Here is an 18,787-nt window from a genome sequence, read left to right on the forward strand (position 1 = left end):
GTTTGCCGTCCAGCACGAGATGAGCGGCGAGATCGCCAAGGCGCTTGGCATGCAACCTTCGGCAGCGGAAAGCGAGCGCATGGCGCGGCCGCCGACGAGCAATCTCGAGGCCTATGATTACTATCTACAAGCCGAGACGGCGTCACGCAGCGTCCTGCAGGCCGGCCTGCGGGAGGCGCTCACGCTCTACGACAAGGCGGAGGAGCTTGACCCCGCCTTTGCCGAAGCCTTCGCGGCCGACGCGCGCACCACAATCTATATCTGGCGGGAGGCCTTCAACGACGTCATCCAGAGCGCGCCAGCACGAAAGAGAGCATATGAGAAGGCGAGCCGAGCTTTGGAACTCGACCCTGACCTTTCGTCGCCCTATGCAATTCTTGGGATCATGCAGGTCGTGAATCGCCGCTACGAAGATGCGATTGCCTCTGCCAAGAAGGCTGTTTCAATCGGTCCGGGCGATGCAGAGGCGCAAGCAGCCCTTGGATATGTTCAGTTATACGCCGGCAATCATGCCGAGGCAGCCACTGCGGTCGAGACGGCGCTCAGGCTCGACCCCGACCTCTCAGCGATCAACCGGGAAACTGCTGGGCTGGTTTTTCTGCTCCAGGGCAATGTCGAGAAAGCGATCGAGACTCTCGAGCACACACGCGACGATGCGTCCACGGTTGGCAACTTTCGGTTTACGCTCGCTGCGGCGTATGTCCGCGGCGGCCGCCTACCGAATGCGAAAGCCGCAATCGCCGAGGGGCTCCGCCTCGTAGCAGGGTCCAGCTACGTGGACTCTTTGGCTGGGTGGGAGATGACTCATGCACATTTTCGGAATCCGCAGGATCTGGCGATACTCGTCGCCGCACTGCGCCAGGCGGGCCTCCCCCAATGGCGCTTCGGCTTTACCCCGGCCGAACAGGACCAGTTACAGGGTGCCGAGATCGCGTCCCTCGTCATTGGCCATACACTGCAAGGCCAGATCGAACCCGGTCTCCAACCAGCCTTCCTTCAGATCGGAAGCGACGGCAAGGCGGCCTTCCGCTCTACGACGCGGCTAGTCACCGAGACCGTCTACGTCGATGGCGATCTGTTGTGCGAGCAGAGCGAGAACCTGTTCGGTCGCCCCGACTGTGGTCCCGTCTACAGACGCAACGACGCAGCCGGCAAAAGCTACTCCTATGCCAATACAAGCAAGGTGTTTCACTTCACCGTGGTTCGGTAGACGCACACGCGCGTCTCAATGATAGTGATCGAGTTCCAAATTGGCCGCGACCTTCGGCCAGTTGGCATCGGCTTTCGGGATATTTTCAGCTGCATGCGCGGCGAAATCATCCGCATTGTCGACGTCGTAGATCAGGTAGAGCTTGCCGTCGATAATCTTGAATGCCTCAGGATCGACATTGACCGTGACCCCCCCGCCCACGACTTCGCCGGCGCAGTACCCGCCATATTGAGGAGCGTACTTGACCGGTTCGCTCATGAACATTTCCTGGTGTTTCTTGCTGGCGAAATGCCAAGGTGTCCCCAGCCATTCATAAGTGAACTCTTCGGAGCCCTTCACGGCCTTGCCGTCAGTGAAGTAAGCGACCGTGTCGTAGCCCATGATCGCCACACCACCAAAATAGCCGGTGTTTACCGAATCGTCGGCACATGCCGATCCCGCGCCGGCGACCACAGCTACCGCGACCAGGGCAGCCGTCCCCAAACTCCGAACCAGTCGTAGCTTGATCATCGTGCTCATCTGTATCCTCCGTTAATCGTGGATCTCGGCGCACTTCGCCGCGTTCGCCTCGCCAAGAATTTTGGCTTGGCAGGTAGCACCATGGCGTTTGAAAAGTCGTATGATATCCGTGTTGCCCTTCCAGAATGCGCGCGTTATCGGCATGTAGCCATGCCCCTCGGCATGGTTCACATTGGCACCTTTCGCAATGAGGAACTCGGCCAGTTCAATGTGGTTTTCCTCGCCGGCCACCAGCAACGGCGTAGCACCCGCCTTGTTGGCGGCATCGTCGAGCACCGCGCCTTTTTCCAGCAGCAGCTTGGCGATCGGCAGGCTGCCCGAGAAGGCCGCCGCATGAAGCGGGGTAAAGCCGCCCGAGTTACGCGCCATGATGTCGGCACCCTTGGCCAGCAAGAAGTCGGCGATTTCCGGCTGGTTATCGAGCGCTGCAGCGATGAGCAGCGTTGCCTGGTCGCGCGCCCGGCTGTCGACGTCGGCACCGCCTGCCAGGGCTTGCTCCACGGCACCCTTGTCGCCGGCGGCGATGGAGTCGAACAACTGCTCACCTGCGGCTGCTGTTGTAGCCGCCAAAACCAGCATTCCAAGTGCCAGCAATCCGCGCATTGTGCAAGGTAGCATATTAGCTTGTGGTCATACAAGCTGTCCTGGGCACATCAGGTGGATCCAAGGCGGACGGCGCGGCCAGACATAGCGAACGCGGCCCAGGGCGGGAAGGCGTTAGTGCTACTGGCTTCGTCAGTACGGCACCGGTCCAGGCTGAATTTTGAAGAGCGTCGATTACCGAGGCGCCGAGCGGCGTCGAGCGTAACCGCCTGTTGCTCCGTTGGGATAGCCGGTAAGCGCAAAGGTGGCCGTTGGCGGAAGTGTCCGCTTTCGGATGCAACTATGGCTTGCTCAATGACCGACATGGGGCGCAAAGCTGCCATTCGTAACCGGCGTACACATAGGAAGTGCATAGGACATTTCAGGAAAAGGCCCATTCCGCATCGGACGGCGTGACCAACCCCTGCCGCAGTCGACTGTGAAGTTCATTCCACGACGGGTCTGTCACGAAGCCTTTCATGCTTCCACAAGCCTCGGCGAAGGAAATGTCGCCCAAACGGCCGATGAGATCACTCATCGCGCCGTTCCTGCCCTTCAGGAATAGCTCGAGCGGATCATCATCACACTCAATTACCCGATGTCCCCAAGCACCCGGTACGTCGTCGCTTGCGAGAGCCTGCTGAAGATCTTCATCCACGCCTGTGGCCTCAAGCGCCCGGGAGACGACATAGCGCATCAGGGGGTAATAGATCGGCTGATAGCTGCCTCCAAGCGCGCGCACGCCGGGCAGGATCGACAAAACCAGAAACATCAGCAGGAGATTCGGGACAAGGCTGCGATTTGCCAGCCGCTCAAGGATATCGGGGGCTGTGAAGCACGCCACCTTCATACCGGTCGCGGGATCGATGAGCTCTCCGGCAACCAGACGCAGCGGAAGGCGTTTGCCATTTTCGTAGAGCCAGAAGAAGTCGGTACCGCGCGCGAGCCAGCCACTCCAGGGGCCGGACGCGAGCCCATCGATGCCGGCAAGGATATTGGAGGCGAACTTCGGGTCTTCCAGCAGTCTCATGCGTAGCCAGGAATTTTCGTCCGACAGATGGTCGGCCACCAAGTCGGCGATATCCTCGTCGTCGATCTGCAGGAAGGCAAAGCGGTGTCCGAACATTCTTGGCCAAAGGATGAGATTGGCTGCCTTGATGGCATGCGCCGGCCGGTCGAATTGCGTTTTCGGCAGAAGGCTACGAAGCAGCGTGAGCGCGTCTCCCCCAGTATTTGGCTCCCTCGGTAACAACTCGAACCTGTAAGGTCCCGGCCCGGCTAGCAGGCTGTATCCGATCATCCGGCTTCGGCTCAGGCCAAAGACGTTGACCGGCTTGCCGTCAACGGTGATCCAGCCTGGTCCCTTGCGTGGCTTTTCGACGAGATTCACCGTCGAAACGGCGTAGGAAACGTAGGTCGAACAGCCATGCGCCGAGAGACCAAGGAGGCTGAAGATATGCGTATAATAGGCTTCCGGCTCCAGGAGGAGAAACAAATGAGGGCCTGTCTGCAACACGCGGCGCCTTTGGAAATCCCTGCAGATTTCCAAGGCGGTATCGGCAGACAACCCGTTTCGTGTCGCTGCCTTCCTGATGATGTCGAGTAGTTTGGTGAAGGCTCGGAGCCGGATTTCTGGCATGGGAACCGAAGCCGGCGCCGTAAACAGGCGAAACGCATAATCACGGATCGGCCGGGAATGGTATGGGCTCATCCAGGGGTAGAGTGCCGTCAGCGACCCCAGGACTGCCTGTTTCGCATCTACGCCTGCTGTTAGCTCTTCCACCTCACGTTTCACCTTTTTCTCGTGTCTGAATTACACCCACGCTCAAACACAAAATACTGACGAGGAGCGCCACGCCAAAGCTCAAGAAAATCGTCGAAGGAAATGCTCGATCTCCGACAGCGGCGGCGATGCCGAAGATGAGTAACCCGAGCACCACGGCCACACTATGCATAATGCCTTTGGCCCGGCCCAAAAGATAAATGGATACATGCGACTGCAATGTGACTTCAACGCTGACGCGTCCAAGATTGTATAGAAATCCGAGCGCGACAAAAAGGATCACTGTCCAGGGCGTGGGCAGAGATGCCAGCGCCATGAGTACCAGCGCCGTTAAGCCCAAAAGCATGAGATGCCGCACGTGGGTACTCATCGCTCTTTCAATCCGGAACAGAGAGACCGCACCGATCAGTGAGCCCGCCGACCATGCAGCCTCAAGGTAGCCGAAATCCGCGGCAGTACCCTTCTGCTCCTGGAAGACGAAGCTAGATCCCATGACGCTGACAAGCACCGCGCTTGTGTAGAGAAGCGCGTAGACGCCGATGAGACGACGCAGGCTTGGATCTAGTTGTGCTGCCGAGATTTTGGCGAAGCGGACATCACGCGAAACCGGTTGCAGCCGCATCAAGGCTAGGCAGCCCGATGAAAACAAAAAGAAGGCAGCAATAACGGTGAATGGCAGGACTGGGGAGCGATCATGCAGCAAAGGCCCTGCAAGCAAAGCTGCGCCGAGATTGCCGACCTGCATGACGAAGAAGACGGCGGAATTCGAGGCTACAAGATCGCGGCCGTCAGCTATCACGGGGATCATTGATTGAGAGCTTGTAAGCGCGACACGGTCGCAAAACGAAAAGAGGGCCGCTGACAGACAGATAATCACAAACACGTCCATGTTGAGAAGCGCGCAAGCGGTAGCCAGCATAACGACGAAGCGGCTGAGGTCTGCCGCAACGTTCAAGCATCGCCTGTCAAATCGATCCGCCGCTACACCGGCCAGAGGGCTCGCGATGAATTCGACAACGCTGACGATCGCAAGGAACGTCGCCACGCCGGCGGTTCCGTACCCTCGCTCGACGAGAATCCAGGCGGATGCGATGTAGTAGCCGTTTCGGGCAACGGCCGCCGATAGCGTGCTGGCCAGGAATCCGAGGCAGGGACTGGACCGGCCGGCCCGTCCTTTGCCATGATGAACTCGAACCAGGTTTGACATGAGCGGCGTATCCGGCTGACCGCCGATGGATACCGTCTTCCGCCAAGCCTGCTTTACTGTGATGTTGGGGTTTTCCGATACTTGCTGAGAACCGACAAGCGGCGGGCTAGATTCTGCAGTTACGACGAAACTCCGTCGGGACCGCGCCGAATGCCCGCTTAAAGGCGGTCGTGAAATGGCTCGAGCTGCCGAAACCACATTCCATCGCGATTTCCGTCGCCGACAGACTGGTCGATCGCAGCATGTCCGCGGCCTGCTCCAGCCGTCGCTGCGCAATGAATGCGTGCGGCGTCATGCCTGTCGACTGCTTGAAGGCCCTCCAGAAATGGAACCGGCTAACCCCAATTTCTTTCGCCAGATCGGCGAGCGTAGGTCTGCCGTCCGACAACGTCTCGATCATGTCCACCGCCCGCTTGAGATCGAACGATGACAAACCGCCTTTTGCCGGCTCCTGATGGAAGCCGTTCAACCTCAACATTTGGCCGAGCAATTGCGTGGCGTGGCACTCCACCATCGTTGCGCTGATGGGGTCAGGCTGCTTGAGCTCCAAGGCAATCCTCTGCAACGCCAACTCTACAGTGCCGTCCCGAAACCCGATCGACGGCGGCAGCACTGCCGGGCGATGGCGAGCCGTTCCCGCAAACACATCGTCGGCGAACTCTTTTGCAATCGAGACTAGGAGGTAGGAAGCGGTCGCGTCCCCCTCGTCCCACCCATTCCAATCACTGCCGGCGGGCATGAAGATTATCGAACCGGCCCGGCGCGGCAAAAAGGCAATCCGGCGCCCATCCACGCTGTCTTCTCCGCGGCACGCCGTGCCCTTCAGGTTCATCAGGAACAAATGGTTTGGCTGCAGGGTTCTTGTTTCCTGGCGCTCAAGCCCGGTTCTTTTGACCACGTCCGCCCGCACGCTCCCCCAATTCTCATATTTGTGTGTAAGCGACTGGTGCCGGGAACGGCGATTCTGGGTCGGGTCGAGCGCAAGAGTATTCACGTATCCGCAGCCTCCTTACTGGCGAGCGGCCAGTCGGCGCATGATGTGGTGAACCATGGGTTGCTGAACAACACGCAAATAACTCTGGATTGGTAGAAGATGTGACTTTAGCGAAAAAATGGCAAACGAGTGAAAGCCGCCTGTATCCGGCAGGCCTACCAGTTGGCTCAGCCAATACTTGAGCCCGGTGAAATATTAGACCCCACTTATCTTAGTGGAATTTCCCCCATCGACGTATCGGCATCTCACCAACCGAACGGTGCTGGAGGCATACTGCGATGCGTGGACTCGACGACTTTCTGGCTGAGTGCGACCATGGCCCACGGATCAACGGACTAGCCGGCTTTTTCGCCGCGACCGCCGCTGGCAAGAGCGGGATGCCAATCCGCAAGCCCGTCGCCGACGCCCGCCTTCTGCCGAGCGATGAACTGCTGCGCGGCCTGGTCAGCCTGCACGCGACCCGCCAAGGTTTTTTTGACCAGCACTATCACGGCAGCATTCCCTACAGATTGGAAGAGGAGTGCCGGATGGCCTACGCGGTGCTGAAATACGCACGGCAGCGTGGCGCTCCGCTTGCGCTATACAGCCTTGGAACAGCGGAAGGCACGATGGCGAGAACACTGTCGGAACTGTCCGATGGAAAGGTACGCTCACTGTCGTGCAGCCCGAACGCGGAGAATTACAAATGCTTCATGGCCTATGGCCAACCGCCGCACGCCGACTTCTTCATTGGCCCCTTCCATAAATTGACCAAGGACGTCCTGAACTCGGATCCGCGACTAGCAAATTTCGCCCCCGGTTTCGATATTATCCTGGAAGATACGACCTTCCAGATGTACTCGCCAAACAGAGCACGCCAGATCGAGTTCGTGACCCAACACCTCAAGGCGGACGGAATCTTTGTCTTCGTCGAGAAGTTCCGGGCAAACGAGGAGCCGGACTACAGGCGTCGCGAATACCAGAAGGATTTCGGCTTCAAGGCGCGCTATTTTCCTCCGGACGAAATCGAGAAGAAGCAAACTCTCGTTCTGGATACGATGTTCGGCAACGAGGTGACTTTGGCAGAGATGGCTAACGCCATACGCGCGCACTTCACCTACTGCTCCTTGACGTGGAACAGCGGAAATTTCTGTAGCCTCGCGGCGAGCAATAGCGAGGAAAACCTAAACCGGTACCTTTCTCAGATGGTCACTCCGGCCATTCCGCACGAGTACGTCTACGAAACGAGCTTGTGTCCGCCCCTGCCCGTCAGCGTCGCCGCCGCGCAGGAATAGGCTCCTGGGCCTTGGGACAGGTCGACAACACGCTACGCCGTTTGGACTATGTCTTCGCAGCTGTCGATCATGGTAGCCTCAGGCAGGCCGCAAGAGTCCTCAGAGTGAGGGAATCCTGTGTAAGCCGCAACATCGTTGCTCTCGAGCAGTTGCTGGACATGCAGTTGTTTGACCGCGACGTCCATGGCGTCCGGCTGACCGAGGCCGGCCGGGCCTGGGTCGATCTTGTCCGGGCCCATTATGAAGGCTTGCAGGATGCATTGGCTGGAGGTGGTCGCGCCGACCATGAACCCAAAACAATCAAGATAGGGTTGTGCGGCCAGATAGGCCGGGCGTTCGTGGCACGGCTTATCGATCGATTTCGCAGCTTACATCCGGACGTGAGCATCGCCTTCGAGGACGTTCCCCATGAACAATGTCTGGCGGCCATACGTCGCCGGCGCCTTGACATCGTCTTCACACACGGGCTTGAGAACGCCGCCTTATGCCGTAGCGAGATATTTGCGTACGAGCGCTTGTTCGTTCTCCTGCCCTGCAACCATCCGCTTGCTGAACAGCCTGTGGTCACATGGGCAGATCTTGCTGATACGTGTCTGCTGGTTTCAGGCGGATCCTCCCGGGATCTGCGTTTGCTGGAGCATATCGCTGCGAATGGTGGCCCCACTGTCCAGATATGTCGCGCCAGCGAAGCAACGGTCATCCTCAAGGTGCAACTCGGTCAAGGCGTGGCTCTGGCGGGCGAGGGTTTTGCCAGGACAGTCGCCATCGACGCGACGGTGTGGAAACCGATCAGTGGGCAGCACAGCGTCAGTTCGATCGAGGCAGTGTGGCTGGAATCGAACCCAAAGCGCGCGCTTTTGCGGCTGGTTGGGACCGCAAGAAACATGGTGGCAGCAACGCGGCCCAGGCCTACCCCTGTCAATGGAGGAAGTTCGGAACGCCGCGGCACGATTTCTGAAGTCACGCCATGACTCGGAGGCGCGACTGACCCGGTTCGACTTCGGTCGCCCGGCCCTTAGCCACCTTCCGAACGCTTTGCCTTGGCAAAGCCCCGATCCGTCGCAATGAACCGCTCCAACATCGCAACGATGAGGCGCGGCGCATCGGCGGGCCGTTGCCCCGCATCGCGGCCGAGGATCTCGGCATAAGTTTGCAGGTCACGGTGCAATGCCGCGGGTAGCTCCACCATGACCTTGACAGGTTTGTCGTCGGCGATCGGCCCCAGTTTCAGCTTGGCCATTTCAGCCTCCATAAGGTTCAAGCACGAGATCGCGCGTGACGATGACGCGCACCGGGTATCCCGGTCGGATGGTGAGTGTCGGCGCTATGTTGAGCTGCCGCTGCACGATCTGCTGGCCTGTCTGGCTGATGCTGTCCGAGGCGCCCTGGCGAAGAGCGCGCATGATGTCGCTCTCCTGTCCCGATGAGCCTGCCTGCGCGCCGATGCTCAGAACCGTGGAGAGCGCTGCAGCCTTGAAGAGCTCGCCCCAGTGATAGTCAACGCCGTCCTCGAGCCCAGCATAGCCTTCCGCGTCCGCGCCAGGCTCACGTTCCAGAATGATGGAGCGGCCGTTAGGAAAAATCAGCCTGGTCCAGGCCAGCAACACGCGACGCTGGCCGAAGCCGACACCATTGTCATACTGGCCGATGAGGCGCGTCCCCTGCGGAATGAGACGGACTTGTCCGGTGGGGCTGTCATAGACATTCTCCGTCACCTGCGCGGTAATCTGACCCGGCAGGTCGGAGCGAATGCCGGTCATGAGGGCGGCCGCGATGACAGCGCCCGCCTGCAGGACGTTTTTCGACGCCGGCGCCGCGACGCGATCAGGTGAGACGGTCCGCTTGTCCGCCGGCTGATCAAGGAACGCGCGCTGCCGGTCCTGCGCCGAGGGCGTCGCTGGTTGCGGCGCGAGGCCAAGGCTGGCGAGCTCGGTCTGTGGCATGGTGCCTGTCCCGCCTGTTCCAGGCTGAGCGGCAGTCGCGTCGCTTGCGGGCCGCGTTTGCGTGGACGCGAACAAGCGCGCCGTCCTCGCCGCTTCCAGTTCCTGCTCCCGGCGCTGCTCCTCCTGGTCCAGTCCAACGGGACCTGTTGATAGCGCGGGGCCGCCATTCTGCGCGGCGAGGATCGGGCGGCCGAGATCGCCGGGAAGCGGTGGGCCAAGCTTTGGGACGCCTGCATAGTCCTTTGGCAGGCCGGCGAGCCCATCGGGCGTCGAGCGATTGTCGGTTGAGTACAGCTCCTGACCTTGGCCTTGTTGACGGTTCTGCAGCGCGTAGATCAGCGCACCGCCGACAGCGAGGCTTGCGGTGAGCCCCAACGCGGCCAGCGCCTTGCGGGACAGACGCGTCACCCGCGGTTGCTCGGCGCGCAGCCGCATGGCCGCGGCCGGCTCGCCTGTCAGGGGCCGGGCGTCATCCTCGACCGACGCCTCCGGCCGGGCGTCATCCGCCGGCCCCCGGCCCTCTTCCTTCCCGGGATCCAATCTGTCGTTCATGATGACGACCCTCCCCTGTTTGTTCGGAGGGACGTCGCTTGCGGGGTCTCACCAGGGCCACGCATCCATGAAAATCGACTGCTCTTCACCCCATCGGTGCGGGAGATGCGGATGCGCTGCTGGTTCTTGCCGGCGCCGAAGCGCAACTCGGCGGCGGCAAACAGCCGGTCGACGATCATGTAGTTGCCGCGCACGCGATAGTTGACCAGCTCGGACGTGTCACCGTCCGGCCCGACGACGAAGAGTGGCGGCATCTCGCCCTGGCCGATGCCCCGCGGGAATTCGATGAACACCTGCTTACCATCGTCGAAGGCGCGCAACGGCCGCCAGGGTGCGCGATCGCCAGTCACGTCGTAGCGGAAATTGACGCGAGAAAGATCGATGCCCGTCGAGACCGGCTGCACAGCTTCAGCCTCTTGGTTCTGACGCCGCAAAGCGATGAGTTGGTCCTGCGGATATTGCCAGGAAACCGATGCCATATAAGTCGACGGCGTCGAGCGCAGTTCCATGTGATAGGTCCGCCGATCGGTGTTGATGACGAGATTGGTGAGAAGGTCGGCGCGCGTCGGCTTGACGAGGATGTGGACCTGCTTGGCGCCGCCCGTACCGCTCTCGGTATCGCCGATGATCCAGCGCACGGTGTCGCCGGCGGCGACGGGACCGGAGCCGACGAGCTGCTCGCCGGGCTGCAGCGCGATGTCGGTGATCTGCCCCGGCGAGGCATAAACCTGATAGAGCGCGCCATCGACGAACGGATAGACCTGCATCGAGTTGATGAAGCCGTTGCGGACAGGCTGGACGCGCGCGGCCGCATTGGCCAGGTTCACGCGCGCGGCCGGATCGGTCGGTTCCGGGTCGGGCTTTGCGGCCTTGCCGACCGGCTTCAACTGGCCTGGAAGCGGCAGCGGCTTGGACAGCTCCACCACCTTGACGGGCGGGGGCGGATCGACCGCCTGCACGGCCGGGACCGGATCGTCATAGGAAATCTCCGGCGGCTTCTGCCTGGTGGCACAGCCCGCAAGCGCCGAGGTCAAAAGCAGAAGTGCTGGAAAGGCCATTTTGCGTAAGGCCGGCATTGCGCGAACGAGGAAAGCCGGACACCCCCGGGGGGCGGTGTTGCAGAGTGCGGGCATCATTGTCCAAGCTCCTTCGACCAGTTGATGGCGTTGATGTAGATGCCGAGCGGATTCTTCCTCAGCGTGTCGGCGTCGCGCGGGGGCTGCATGACAATGGTGAGAATGGCCGACCAGCGCTCCGTGGAAGCGAGTGATCCATCCTGATAGCGGCGTTCGATCCAGGCGATGCGGAAGCTCGCCGGCGATGCGCGGATGACCGACGACACGTCGACGGCGACCTGCTGTTTGCCGACCTTGGTGAACGGGTCATTGGCGCGCGCATAGTCGTTGAGGGCCAGCGCCCCGCTCTTCGTCGCGAAGTCATAGGCGCGCAGCCAGTTCTGCCGCACGATGACCGGATCGGCGGGGATCGACCTCACCTGTTCGATGAAGTGTGCCAGGTAGAAGGCAATCTGCGGATCGCTCGGCTGATAGTCGCCGATCGCGGGTCCCACGGCCTGCGCCTGGCCGAGACGATCGACCTGCACCACCCAAGGCACGATCGAGCCTTTCGCGGATTGCCAGATGAGCGCTGCGGAGAAGCCCGCGGCGAGCGCCAGGCAACCGAAAGCCATATACCGCCAGTTGCGCGCCTGCACGCGAGCGGAACCGATGCGCTCGTCCCAGACCTGCGCAGCACGCTGGTAGGGCGTCTCGGGTTGTGGGGATCTGCCGTAGTGCGTGGAGGGTCGTTTGAACATGCTTAGTCTCTTTCAGAGAGGTTGATCGAGGAGCCGCCGCCATGGCTGTCGCCACTGCGAACAGCGTGGGCGGCGGCCTGGACGCCATGGGACATCTGTTGCGAGCGCTTCATGCGCTTCGCCCAGGCAGGCTGACTTTCAGTGGCGGAGGACGCAACGGGAGCGGAGCTGGCTTCGGGCGCGTTCGCGCCGATTGTGCCAGCCGTGGAGGATCCGCCTGTCGTCTGGAAGGCAGCGCGAGCGCCGGACTGGAAGCTCTGCTTCATGCTGCCTGCCGCATTATTTGCCGCTCGCTTCAGCGGTGAGATGGCGCCCTGCGCGCCGGCGCTGATGACACCGCCGAGCCCGGATGCGACGCCGGAAAAGCCTGACTGTCCCGCCGCGCCGAGGCCGTAGGCTGTGGATGCCCTGCCCGCGGTGGCGGCACCGCCACGGGCCGCCGTTGCAGCACCGCTGCTGACAGCCACGCCTCCGGACACGATGGCGCCGCCGGCCGCTGTGCCCACTGCTGCCATGCCGCCGGCGGCGAGCCCGGTGCCGACCGCCGCACCCGCGCCGAGCTGCGGGCCGCCGGAGACGAGACCGTTGGCGATACCAGGTCCAAATATGCCAAGGCCGAGCAGCGACAGCGCGGCCAGCACGATCGCCATGGCGTCGTCGATCGACGGCGTGGTCCCGCCGAATCCGGAAGTGAACTCGGAGAAAAGGGTTGAGCCGATGCCGATGATGACGGCGAGCACGAGCACCTTGATGCCGGACGAGATGACGTTGCCAAGCACCCGCTCGGCCATGAACGCGGATTTGCCGAACAGACCGAAGGGTATCAGCACGAAACCGGCGAGCGTCGTCAGCTTGAACTCGATCAGGGTGACGAAGAGCTGGATCGCCAGGATGAAGAAGGCCAGCAGCACCAGCGCCCAGGCGAAGAACATGCAGGCGATCTGGATGAAGTTCTCGAAGAAGGACCAATAGCCCATCATGTTCGAGATCGAGTCCAGCAACGGCCGGCCGGCATCGAGCCCGGTCTGCGCCACCTTGCCCGGGCGCATGAGATCGTTGACGGTAAAACCCGTACCCGAGGCCTTCAGGCCAAGCCCGGCGAAGCTTTCGAAGACGATGCGGGCGAGATTGTTCCAGTTGGAAATGAGGTAGGCGAAGACGCCGACGAAGAGCGTCTTCTTGACGAGGCGCGCCATGACGTCGTCGTCGGCACCCCAGGACCAGAAGAGCGCCGCCAGCGTCACGTCGATGACGATCAGGGTTGTGGCGATGAAGCCCACCTCGCCGCCGAGCAGGCCGAAGCCGCTGTCGATGTAGCGTGTGAAGACTTCGAGGAAATGGTCGATGACGCCCATGCCGCCCATGTCAGCGCGCCTCCGGCCGAGGCGGCTCGACCTGCATCGCGGGAGCGGTCACATCCGTCCCCTCCCCTTCTTGCCGGTCGCCTGACGCGGGCACATTCGGAAACAGCGTTGTCGGCGCTACCGGCGCAGGCGCGGTTGCCGAGTCACGTTGACGGAGAAACCGGCGCCGGCTCTCTGCCCAGGCTTTCAGACAACCGGGATCGCGAGGACCGGCCTCGCCGATCCCGGAACAGCGGCGCAATTCGAACGCGAGCAGGTCTTGTGACGCGGTGGAACGGTCCCGTGTCCCAAGGGCGTCAGGCTCATCGTCCTTGCTGCTCATCTCGATCGCGGTCACTGTCAAAGCGACCGCGATGAAGACGACCGCACTGACACGAGCGAGGATCTTGCCATCCATCGCTCCGGCCTCAGTTCTTGCCATAGAACATCTGCGCACTGCCGGGTTGGTAGCCCGAGCCCTGCGTCAGGAAGCGGCGGCGCTGCTCCCGGCCCTGGTCGGCGGCGGTGGCCTGCTCGGCCGATTGCAACGCTTGCGCCCGACCATTCGCGGCGACGACAGCGGTGAGATCGGCAAGCTGCTGCGCCTGAAGCCCGAGGAGCTGGTTGCCGGCCTGTGTTGCCTGAAGCGCGCCCGTCGCACCCTGGCTTTGGCCGACCAGTGCCGACATCTCACTGCGATTGGTGTCAATGTTGCCGACGACGCCCGCCTGCACACGCATGGCATCCTGAAGGGCACCAACCGTGTTGCCCCAGCGCGAGCGCGCGTCGGCGACGAGTTGCTGATCCGAGGCCGATAGCGAGACGTTGCCGTATTTCTGCTGGAAGGCCTGATCGATCTGCCGCACGTCATAGGCAACGTTCTGCGCCTGACTGAGCAGTTGCTGCGTACGCTGCACGGACTGCTGAAGCTGTTCCAGCGAGGAGAACGGCAGGCTTGCGAGATTGCGCGCCTGGTTGATGAGCATCTGCGCCTGGTTCTGGAGCGAGGTGATCTGGTTGGTGATCTGTTCGAGCGAGCGCGCTGCCGTCAGGACGTTTTGCGAATAGTTCGAGGGATCGAAAACGATCAAGGCCTGTGCCGGTGTCGTCAGGAAAGGCGAGAGCGCGGCAGGAGCGACAAGCAGTGCGGCGGCGAACCGCATGCCAAGGGAACGGCGTTGTTTCATGGGGACTTCTCCTTGTTGGTGAGGGCGGGGCTGGTTAGGGCGGGGCTGGTTATGGCGGGAACGAGTTCAGCGGCCCAGCCGACGCCACGGTGACTAAGCCAGGCTGCGAGGAATCCGTCGCGGCCGTGCTCGGCGAAGATGCGGGCGATCGCGGCCTGGTCGGTCTTCGAGGACACAGCGCAGAGCGCGAGCGCCACATCGGACAGACCGAGCTCGAACAGCCGGTTGCCGCGTCGGGACTGGCAGTAATAGTCGCGCTTTGGCATCGCCCGCGCGATGATCTCGATCTGCCGATCGTTGAGGCCGAATCGACGATAGATCGCCGTGATCTGCGGCTCGATTGCGCGCTCGTTTGGCAGCAGAAGCCGGGTCTGGCAGCTCTCGATGATCGCGGGCGCGATTGCCGAGCCGTCAATGTCGCTGAGCGACTGCGTGGCGAAGATGACGCTGGCGTTCTTCTTGCGCAGCGTCTTTAGCCATTCGCGGAGCTGGCCGGCAAAGCCCTCATCGTCCAGCACAAGCCAGCCTTCGTCGATGATGAGAAGGGTTGGCGAGCCATCGAGCCGGTCCTCGATGCGATGGAAGAGATAGGACAGGACGGCGGGCGCGGCACCTGTTCCGATCAGCCCCTCGGTTTCGAATGCCTGGACCGACGCCGATCCGATATNATCCGATATGCTCGTGCTCGGCATCGAGCAGGCGGCCATAGGGACCTCCGACGCAATAGGGGCGCAATGCCTGCTTGAGATCGTTTGATTGCAGCAGCACGACCAGGCCGGTGATGGTGCGCTCCTCGACAGGCGCGGACGCCAGAGAACTCAACGCCGTCCAGATATGCTCCTTGATCTCAGGCGTGATCGTCACATTCTCACGCGTCAGGATCGCCACGATCCAGTCGGCGGCCCAGGCGCGCTCGGGGACATCGTGAATGCGCGCGAACGGCTGAAGACTGACGCTATCGGACGCTCCATCGCTGAGATCGCCGCCGAGATCATGCCAGTCGCCGCCCATGGCGAGTGCCGCCGCGCGGATCGAACCGCCGAAATCGAAGGCGAAAACCTGCGAGCCTTCATACCGGCGGAATTGCAGCGCCATCAGTGCCAAGAGCACGGACTTGCCCGCGCCGGTCGGGCCGACGATCAGCGTATGGCCGACGTCACCGACGTGAAGCGAAAGCCGGAACGGGGTCGAGCCTTCGGTCTTGCCGAAGAGCAGAGGGGGCGCCGCAAAATGCTCGTCCCGCACCGCGCCCGCCCACACCGCTGAAAGCGGTATGATGTGGGCGAGATTGAGCGTGGAGATGGGAGGCTGGCGGACGTTGGCGTAGACATGACCCGGCAGGCTGCCGAGCCAGGCGTCGACGGCATTGATGGTTTCGATGATCGCCGTGAAATCGCGGCCCTGGATGACCTTTTCGACCAGGCGCAGTTTTTCGTCGGCGATGCCAGGATCATCGTCCCAAACAGTCACCGTCGCGGTGACATAAGCCATGCCCGCATAGTCCGCGCCGAGCTCCTGGAGCGCCATGTCGGCATCAGCGGCCTTGTTTGCGGCGTCGGTGTCCACGAGGACGGACGCTTCGTTGGTCATCACTTCCTTGAGGATCGCGGCGACCGATTTGCGCTTGGCGAACCATTGACGCCGGATCTTTGTCAGCAGCCTGGTGGCATCGGTCTTGTCGAGCAGGATCGCGCGTGTCGACCAGCGATACGGGAAGGCCAGCCGGTTCAGTTCGTCGAGCAGACCCGGCGTGGTCGCGGTCGGGAACCCCGTGACCGTGAGAATGCGCAGATGCAACGCGCCAAGCCGCGGCTCAAGCCCGCCGGTCAGCGGCTGGTCGGCCAGCAGGACATCGAGATACATCGGCGTTTCGGGAACGCGGACACGGTGGCGATTGGTCGAGACGCAGCCATGCAGATAGGTCAGCGTCTCGGCGTCATCGAGCCAACGGCACTCCGGCATAAAGGCTTCGACAAGGCGCAGGACGCGGTCGCTGCGGTCAGTGAACCCGGTCAGCACCGCGTTGGGGTCGAGGCCCTTCTTCTCACGCCCTTCGTAGAGCCAGCTTTCGGCACGGGCGGTGTCTTCGGCGGGCGCAAGGTAGGTGAGCGTCAGAAAGTAGCTGGACTCGAAATGCGCGCCGGCCTCCTCGAAGCCCGCCTTTCGCTCCGCATCGACCAGCGTGGAGGCCGCATCCGGAAAGCTGCTGTCGGGATAGCGGGTCGAGGCATGGCGCTGCGCCTCCACGAAGATCGCCCAGCCGGTGCCAAGCCGGCGGAAGGCATTGTTGAGCCGGCCGGCGACGGCGACCAGTTCTGCCGGCACGGCGCTGTCGAGATCGGGGCCGCGAAAGCGCGCGGTGCGCTGGAAGCTGCCATCCTTGTTGAGGACGACGCCGGCGCCGACCAATGCCACCCAGGGCAGGAAGTCAGCGAGCCGGCTGCTGCGGTTGCGATATTCGGCAAGGTTCATCATCTGTGCGACCTCGCTTAGACCGTGAGATGCGCAGGGATGCGCAGATGCCGGCGAACAACATCGACGAAGAGCGGATCGCGCTTGGCGGCCCAGACGGCGGCAACATGGCTGATCGCCCAGATGGCGATACCGACGAGCCACAGACGCAGCCCCAGCCCCACGGCGCCCGCGAGCGTCCCGTTCATGATGGCGATGGCGCGCGGGGCGCCGCCGAGCAGGATCGGCTCGGTCAGCGCGCGGTGCACGAGGACCGTATAACCCGGCAGTGCGTAGTCCGGCATTGACCCGCCCTGTTCGACAGCGCCCACCATCAGACCAGCGCTCCGCCGCCGAACGAGAAGAACGACAGGAAGAAGCTCGACGCCGCGAAAGCGATGGACAGGCCGAACACGATCTGGATGAGCCGGCGGAAGCCGCCCGACGTGTCGCCGAAGGCGAGCGTCAGGCCGGTGACGATGATGATGATCACCGCCATGATCTTGGCGACCGGGCCTTCGATCGACTGGAGGATCTGTTGCAGCGGCTGTTCCCACGGCATCGACGAGCCGGAGGCATAAGCGGGCGCGGCCATCACCAGGAAGAGCGTGGCAACGGAAACAGTCATGGCAAGACGATGGCGCCCGAGGCGCAGGCGTTGGATCACGGATTTTCTCCTTCAGGGCTTTGGATGAGCAACGGCGGGCTCTCGTCGCCCTCGAGGACGGCTGGCGCGACCCGGTAATCTCCGTCCGGGCAAAGGCCTTCGACACGGGCGAGTTCGGACAACCGGCGCGCGGAACCGCGGCCGGAAAGGACGGCAACGAGGTCGATCGTCTCGNACACGGGCGAGTTCGGACAACCGGCGCGCGGAACCGCGGCCGGAAAGGACGGCAACGAGGTCGATCGTCTCGGCGATCAGCGCGCGCGGGACGGTGACGACGGCTTCCTGGATAAGTTGCTCCAAGCGGCGGAGCGCGCCAATGGCGCTGCCCGCGTGGATCGTCCCGAGGCCGCCGGGGTGGCCAGTGCCCCAGGCCTTGAGCAGTTCGAGCGCCTCGGCCCCGCGCACTTCGCCGACCGGAATGCGGTCGGGGCGCAGGCGAAGCGATGAGCGAACAAGATCGGAGAGCGACGCGACGCCGTCTTTCGTGCGCATCGCCACGAGATTGGGCGCGGCGCATTGCAGCTCGCGCGTATCCTCGATGATGACGACGCGATCGAAGGTCTTGGCCACCTCGGCCAGCAGCGCGTTGATCAGCGTGGTCTTGCCCGTGGATGTGCCGCCTGCAACGAGGATGTTCGCGCGGTTGGCAACGCCCTGGCGCAGCGCGTCCACCTGCTGCGCCGACATGATTCCGGTCGCGACATAATCTTCGAGGGTGAAGATGGCGACGGCGGGCTTGCGGATCGCGAAGGCGGGCGCCGCGACGACGGGAGGAAGAAGCCCTTCGAACCGCTCCCCCGTCTCGGGCAGCTCGGCCGAGACACGTGGGGCGCCGGCATGGACTTCGGCACCGACATGATGAGCGACGAGGCGAACGATGCGCTCGCCGTCCGCTGCTGACAAACGCTCTCCTGTGTCGGACAACCCCTCGGACAGGCGGTCGATCCACAAACGTCCATCGGGATTAAGCATCACTTCGACGATGCCGGCGTCGTCGAGATAGCGCGCGATCGCAGGTCCGAGCGCTGTGCGCAGCATGCGTGCGCCGCGCGCCAGACCTTCTGAATTGTGAGGCGAAGCTGCCATCCTGTCCCCGTTTCGATCCGGGGGAACATGGACGGCCCCTGGACGGGGATGATTAAGAGAGCCGCATCTCGAGTGGTTTCAACACCTATATCGAGGCGTAGTGGCGTAGCGTGCAAATACAGGAGATTGGCGGTGCCGACCTGTGATCAAGGCCGGCGATCTTCAGGCAAGGG

Annotated in this window: 17 protein-coding genes and 2 pseudogenes; 3 read left to right on the forward strand and 16 right to left on the reverse strand. The window is 62.5% G+C overall.

What is annotated here, in order from left to right; all coding sequences use genetic code 11:
* On the forward strand, positions 1 to 1,210 hold a 1,210-nt coding region (locus X727_RS136480; protein WP_023835357.1), incomplete at its 5' end, for a tetratricopeptide repeat protein.
* Between the two features lie 15 nt (positions 1,211 to 1,225).
* On the opposite strand, the gene X727_RS136475 is transcribed toward X727_RS136480, so the two are convergent.
* The 5 genes from X727_RS136475 to X727_RS136460 form a co-directional block, all read right to left on the reverse strand.
* Positions 1,226 to 1,729, reverse strand: a complete 504-nt coding sequence (locus tag X727_RS136475) for a YHS domain-containing (seleno)protein (protein ID WP_023716196.1) — start codon at positions 1,727 to 1,729, stop codon at positions 1,226 to 1,228.
* A gap of 12 nt (positions 1,730 to 1,741) precedes the next feature.
* Entirely contained in the window at positions 1,742 to 2,332 is a 591-nt protein-coding gene (locus tag X727_RS136470) for an ankyrin repeat domain-containing protein (protein WP_023695862.1), read from the reverse strand.
* A 361-nt stretch (positions 2,333 to 2,693) separates the two neighbouring features.
* Positions 2,694 to 4,106 carry a hypothetical protein gene (locus tag X727_RS0134905; RefSeq protein ID WP_155923635.1) on the reverse strand — a complete coding sequence of 471 codons (1,413 nt, stop codon included), beginning with the start codon at positions 4,104 to 4,106 and terminating at the stop codon, positions 2,694 to 2,696.
* A complete protein-coding gene (locus X727_RS136465) occupies positions 4,096 to 5,301 on the reverse strand; it encodes an MFS transporter (protein ID WP_023835358.1) in 1,206 nt (401 codons plus the stop codon). The genes X727_RS0134905 and X727_RS136465 overlap by 11 nt, the downstream gene beginning before the upstream one ends.
* A gap of 106 nt (positions 5,302 to 5,407) precedes the next feature.
* On the reverse strand, positions 5,408 to 6,295 hold the full coding sequence (locus X727_RS136460; RefSeq protein WP_031204814.1) for an AraC family transcriptional regulator: 888 nt from the start codon (positions 6,293 to 6,295) through the stop codon (positions 5,408 to 5,410).
* Between the two features lie 278 nt (positions 6,296 to 6,573).
* Here X727_RS136460 and X727_RS136455 point away from each other — a divergent pair, with 278 nt between their 5' ends.
* The gene (locus X727_RS136455) at positions 6,574 to 7,569 is read left to right on the forward strand and encodes a class I SAM-dependent methyltransferase (RefSeq protein WP_023835360.1); all 996 of its coding nucleotides are present in this window, start codon (positions 6,574 to 6,576) and stop codon (positions 7,567 to 7,569) included.
* An 11-nt stretch (positions 7,570 to 7,580) separates the two neighbouring features.
* The gene (locus X727_RS136450) at positions 7,581 to 8,540 is read left to right on the forward strand and encodes a LysR family transcriptional regulator (RefSeq protein WP_023835361.1); all 960 of its coding nucleotides are present in this window, start codon (positions 7,581 to 7,583) and stop codon (positions 8,538 to 8,540) included.
* A gap of 44 nt (positions 8,541 to 8,584) precedes the next feature.
* On the opposite strand, the gene X727_RS136445 is transcribed toward X727_RS136450, so the two are convergent.
* From X727_RS136445 to trbB, 11 genes and pseudogenes are all read right to left on the reverse strand, one after another.
* Complete coding sequence (locus X727_RS136445) at positions 8,585 to 8,809, reverse strand: DUF2274 domain-containing protein (protein WP_031204816.1); 225 nt, start codon at positions 8,807 to 8,809, stop codon at positions 8,585 to 8,587.
* A gap of 1 nt (position 8,810) precedes the next feature.
* On the reverse strand, positions 8,811 to 10,064 hold the full coding sequence (locus tag X727_RS136440; RefSeq protein WP_023835363.1) for a TrbI/VirB10 family protein: 1,254 nt from the start codon (positions 10,062 to 10,064) through the stop codon (positions 8,811 to 8,813).
* Entirely contained in the window at positions 10,061 to 11,200 is a 1,140-nt protein-coding gene (trbG, locus tag X727_RS136435) for a P-type conjugative transfer protein TrbG (protein ID WP_023829991.1), read from the reverse strand. The genes X727_RS136440 and trbG overlap by 4 nt, the downstream gene beginning before the upstream one ends.
* The gene (gene trbF / locus X727_RS136430) at positions 11,197 to 11,880 is read right to left on the reverse strand and encodes a conjugal transfer protein TrbF (RefSeq protein ID WP_023731494.1); all 684 of its coding nucleotides are present in this window, start codon (positions 11,878 to 11,880) and stop codon (positions 11,197 to 11,199) included. The genes trbG and trbF overlap by 4 nt, the downstream gene beginning before the upstream one ends.
* Before the next feature lie 2 nt (positions 11,881 to 11,882).
* Positions 11,883 to 13,244 (reverse strand): P-type conjugative transfer protein TrbL, encoded by a 1,362-nt coding sequence (gene trbL / locus X727_RS136425; protein WP_023835364.1) that lies wholly within the window; start codon positions 13,242 to 13,244, stop codon positions 11,883 to 11,885.
* 1 nt (position 13,245) lies between these two features.
* A complete protein-coding gene (gene trbK-alt / locus X727_RS136420) occupies positions 13,246 to 13,641 on the reverse strand; it encodes a putative entry exclusion protein TrbK-alt (protein WP_023825258.1) in 396 nt (131 codons plus the stop codon).
* Between the two features lie 10 nt (positions 13,642 to 13,651).
* Positions 13,652 to 14,410, reverse strand: coding sequence for a P-type conjugative transfer protein TrbJ (trbJ, locus tag X727_RS136415; protein ID WP_023835365.1), 759 nt, complete (start codon positions 14,408 to 14,410; stop codon positions 13,652 to 13,654).
* Positions 14,407 to 16,885, reverse strand: a pseudogene (trbE, locus tag X727_RS01000000165245) (conjugal transfer protein TrbE). The gene trbJ and the pseudogene trbE overlap by 4 nt, the downstream one beginning before the upstream one ends.
* A 14-nt stretch (positions 16,886 to 16,899) precedes the next feature.
* Positions 16,900 to 17,166, reverse strand: a complete 267-nt coding sequence (locus tag X727_RS136410; RefSeq protein ID WP_245274235.1) for a VirB3 family type IV secretion system protein — start codon at positions 17,164 to 17,166, stop codon at positions 16,900 to 16,902.
* Positions 17,167 to 17,195: 29 nt separating this feature from the next.
* Positions 17,196 to 17,489, reverse strand: a complete 294-nt coding sequence (locus X727_RS136405) for a TrbC/VirB2 family protein (protein WP_023816724.1) — start codon at positions 17,487 to 17,489, stop codon at positions 17,196 to 17,198.
* 35 nt (positions 17,490 to 17,524) lie between these two features.
* Positions 17,525 to 18,614, reverse strand: a pseudogene (gene trbB, locus X727_RS01225) (P-type conjugative transfer ATPase TrbB).
* Positions 18,615 to 18,787: the final 173 nt, after the last annotated feature.

The organism is Mesorhizobium sp. L103C105A0 (genome assembly GCF_000502215.1).
Taxonomy (GTDB): Bacteria; Pseudomonadota; Alphaproteobacteria; order Rhizobiales; family Rhizobiaceae; genus Mesorhizobium.

Excerpts from the sequence above, each read along its gene's own strand:
- X727_RS136475 (WP_023716196.1), bottom strand. The coding sequence starts at position 1,729 with ATGAGCACGATGATCAAGCTACGACTGGTTCGGAGTTTGGGGACGGCT.
- X727_RS136470 (WP_023695862.1), bottom strand. The coding sequence starts at position 2,332 with ATGCGCGGATTGCTGGCACTTGGAATGCTGGTTTTGGCGGCTACAACA.
- X727_RS136465 (WP_023835358.1), bottom strand. The coding sequence starts at position 5,301 with ATGTCAAACCTGGTTCGAGTTCATCATGGCAAAGGACGGGCCGGCCGG.
- X727_RS136455 (WP_023835360.1), top strand. The coding sequence starts at position 6,574 with ATGCGTGGACTCGACGACTTTCTGGCTGAGTGCGACCATGGCCCACGG.
- X727_RS136445 (WP_031204816.1), bottom strand. The coding sequence starts at position 8,809 with ATGGCCAAGCTGAAACTGGGGCCGATCGCCGACGACAAACCTGTCAAG.
- X727_RS136440 (WP_023835363.1), bottom strand. The coding sequence starts at position 10,064 with ATGAACGACAGATTGGATCCCGGGAAGGAAGAGGGCCGGGGGCCGGCG.
- trbG (WP_023829991.1), bottom strand. The coding sequence starts at position 11,200 with ATGATGCCCGCACTCTGCAACACCGCCCCCCGGGGGTGTCCGGCTTTC.
- trbF (WP_023731494.1), bottom strand. The coding sequence starts at position 11,880 with ATGTTCAAACGACCCTCCACGCACTACGGCAGATCCCCACAACCCGAG.
- trbL (WP_023835364.1), bottom strand. The coding sequence starts at position 13,244 with ATGGGCGGCATGGGCGTCATCGACCATTTCCTCGAAGTCTTCACACGC.
- trbK-alt (WP_023825258.1), bottom strand. The coding sequence starts at position 13,641 with ATGGATGGCAAGATCCTCGCTCGTGTCAGTGCGGTCGTCTTCATCGCG.
- trbJ (WP_023835365.1), bottom strand. The coding sequence starts at position 14,410 with ATGAAACAACGCCGTTCCCTTGGCATGCGGTTCGCCGCCGCACTGCTT.
- X727_RS136410 (WP_245274235.1), bottom strand. The coding sequence starts at position 17,166 with ATGCCGGACTACGCACTGCCGGGTTATACGGTCCTCGTGCACCGCGCG.
- X727_RS136405 (WP_023816724.1), bottom strand. The coding sequence starts at position 17,489 with ATGACTGTTTCCGTTGCCACGCTCTTCCTGGTGATGGCCGCGCCCGCT.